This window comes from Paenibacillus sp. (assembly GCF_035645235.1).
GTDB lineage: Bacteria > Bacillota > Bacilli > Paenibacillales > YIM-B00363 > Paenibacillus_AE.
Genome location: NZ_DASQMZ010000193.1, coordinates 1 through 2,729 on the forward strand (window position 1 = coordinate 1; position 2,729 = coordinate 2,729).

Annotated in this window: 3 protein-coding genes; all 3 read left to right on the forward strand. The window is 65.3% G+C overall.

All coding sequences use genetic code 11. The annotated features are described in order from the left end of the window. On the forward strand, window positions 1–345 hold a 345-nt coding region (locus VEZ38_RS17880), incomplete at its 5' end, for a FadR/GntR family transcriptional regulator (RefSeq protein WP_324895891.1). Between the two features lie 216 nt (window positions 346–561). Next, window positions 562–2,004 carry a PTS mannitol transporter subunit IICBA gene (locus tag VEZ38_RS17885; RefSeq protein WP_324895893.1) on the forward strand — a complete coding sequence of 481 codons (1,443 nt, stop codon included), beginning with the start codon at window positions 562–564 and terminating at the stop codon, window positions 2,002–2,004. A 93-nt stretch (window positions 2,005–2,097) separates the two neighbouring features. Beyond that, window positions 2,098–2,729, forward strand: a 632-nt coding sequence (locus VEZ38_RS17890) for a BglG family transcription antiterminator (protein WP_324895895.1), incomplete at its 3' end; no start/stop codon positions are given.

The following is a 2,729-nucleotide window of genomic DNA, read 5'->3' on the forward strand; positions in this document are numbered from 1 at the left end:
ACGGCGGACGACGTCGACGCGCTCGAGGCGATTCTCGCGGAGATGGCGGACGTCGACGCGGCTGCCGGCGAGCGCGCCGACGTCCGCTTCCACCTCGCGCTCGCCGAGGCGACGCACAATTCGATGCTCGTCGACATGATGCGCTCGATTACGGAGCGGCTGCATGAGAGCATGAAGGATACGCGGGCGCTCTGGCTGTACGCCGAGAAATCGTCCGCCGAACGGCTGCTGCGCGAGCATCGCTCCATCTTCGAGGCGATTCGCGACGGCGACGCCGCGGCCGCCCGCCGCCGCATGGAGTCCCACCTCGCCAAGGTCGAGCAGGTGCTGAACGAGCCGGTATAACCGCCGGCCGTTTTCCGCCGCAAACCGCCGCATCCCGCCGCTCCCCCTTTTCCCCCCCTTCCGTTCCGGATCCCGCAAAAAAATACTGTCATCGGCAATGATGACGCCGCCTCATTTTCCTTCAATTGAAGATAAAACCGTTTTCCCTTACGATTTATTCAAAGAAGGTTGCATCATACTAACCAAATAAAAATGGGAATCAAGGAGGATTCACCCATGAACGCAACGACGCACAACGCAACGGCGGGCGGCTCGGGCGGCGGCGCGAGAGTCGCCGTGCAGCGGTTCGGACGGTTCCTAAGCGGCATGGTCATGCCGAATATCGGCGCATTCATCGCTTGGGGTCTGATTACCGCGCTATTCATTCCGACCGGCTGGATTCCGAACGAAAACCTGGCGGCGCTCGTCGGTCCGATGATCACGTACCTGCTGCCCGTGCTGATCGGTTACACCGGCGGCACGATGATTCACGGCACGCGCGGCGGCGTCATCGGCGCGGTGGCGACGATGGGCGTCGTCGTCGGCGCGGACATCCCGATGTTCCTCGGCGCGATGATCGTCGGCCCGCTGTCCGCTTGGGTGCTCAAGCGCTTCGACAAGTCGATCGAGGGCAAAGTGAAAGCCGGCTTCGAGATGCTGGTCAACAACTTCTCGTCCGGCATCATCGGCGGCGCGCTCGCCTTGCTCGCCTACGTCGCGATCGGACCGGTCGTGCAAGGCATCAGCCAAGCGCTCGCCGCGGGCGTCGGCTTCTTGGTCGACACGGGCCTCTTGCCGCTCGCCAACATCCTGATCGAGCCGGGCAAGGTGCTGTTCCTGAACAACGCGATCAACCACGGCGTGCTGTCGCCGATCGCGCTCGACCAAGCGTCGTCGGTCGGCAAGTCGATCATTTTCCTGCTCGAGGCGAACCCGGGGCCGGGTCTCGGCATTCTGCTGGCGTACTGGCTCGTGGGCCGCGGCATGGCGAAGCAATCCGCGCCGGGGGCGACGATCATCCACTTCCTCGGCGGCATTCACGAGATTTACTTCCCGTACATTCTGATGAATCCGCGTCTTATTCTCGGCGCGATCGCGGGCGGCGTCGTCGGCACCTTCACGTTCCTCTTGTTCGGCGCGGGCCTCGTCGCCACGCCGTCGCCGGGCAGCATCTTCGCGCTGATCGCGATGTCGCCGAGAGGCGGACTGCTGCCGGTGCTCGCCGGCGTCGTCACGTCCGCGGCCGCGTCGTTCGCGGTATCCGCGCTGCTGCTCAAGACCGGGAAACAGACCGACGAAAACCTGGAAGAAGCGCAATTGAAAATGAAATCGATGAAAGCCGGCGGCACGAACGGCTCGGTATCGCAAACGGCTTCGACGGCGAACGGTCCGGCGAAAGCGAAGGGCGAAGTGAACAAAATCGTCTTCTCCTGCGACGCAGGCATGGGCTCGAGCGCCATGGGCGCCTCCATCCTTCGCAAGAAGGCGAACGCGGCCGGCTTGCCGGTGACGATCACGAATACGGCGATCAACGACATCCCGCCGGACGCCGACATCGTCATCACGCATAAGACGCTGACGGAACGGGCGAAGCAGAAGGCGCCGAACGCGGAGCATATTTCGATCGACGATTTTCTGAAGAGTCCGGCGTATGAAACGCTTATCGAGCGGCTCAAGTAAACTACCCCAACCGCACATAGGTACCCTCGACGCTGACGGCCGGAACGGCCGTCGGCGTTGCGTCCATTTTCCGAAGACGGGGGCGAATCCCGCATGAACGTATCCGGACGGCAAAAGAAAATCATCGAAGCGCTGCTGCGCGCTTCGGGCGACCTGTCGGCCGGCGAGCTCGCGGGGGCGGCGGGCGTCAGCGCCCGCACCGTGCATCGCGAGCTGCCGGACGTCGAAGCGCTGCTCGGCTGCGTCGGCGTCGGGCTGCTCAAGAAAGCCGGCGCCGGCATGCGGCTCGAGGGCGAGCCGGAGCGGCTCGCGGCGCTCGAGCGCCTGCTGCGCCAAGCGGACGCGCACGAGCTGTCGCCGGCGGACCGCCGGACGCTGCTGCTGTGCGAGCTGCTCGAGCGCGACGAGCCCGCGAAGCTGTTCGCGCTCGCGCACGAGCTGCAGGTAACGACGCCGACCGTGACGAGCGATCTCGACGACGTCGAGCGCTGGGCGGCGAAGGACGGCTTAACGCTCGTGCGGCGGCGCGGCTACGGCGTCGAGCTGGCGGGCGGCGAAGCGAGGAAGCGTCGGGCGATCGCCCGACTCGCGCTCGAGACGCTGGACGAATCCGACGTGTTCGGCTTGCCGGAGGCCGGCGGACGTCCGCCGCATCCGGTGACGGCGCGGCTGCTCGCGATGATCGGCAAGCCGGAGCTGCTCCGCGTCGAGGAAGCGCTCTGGAC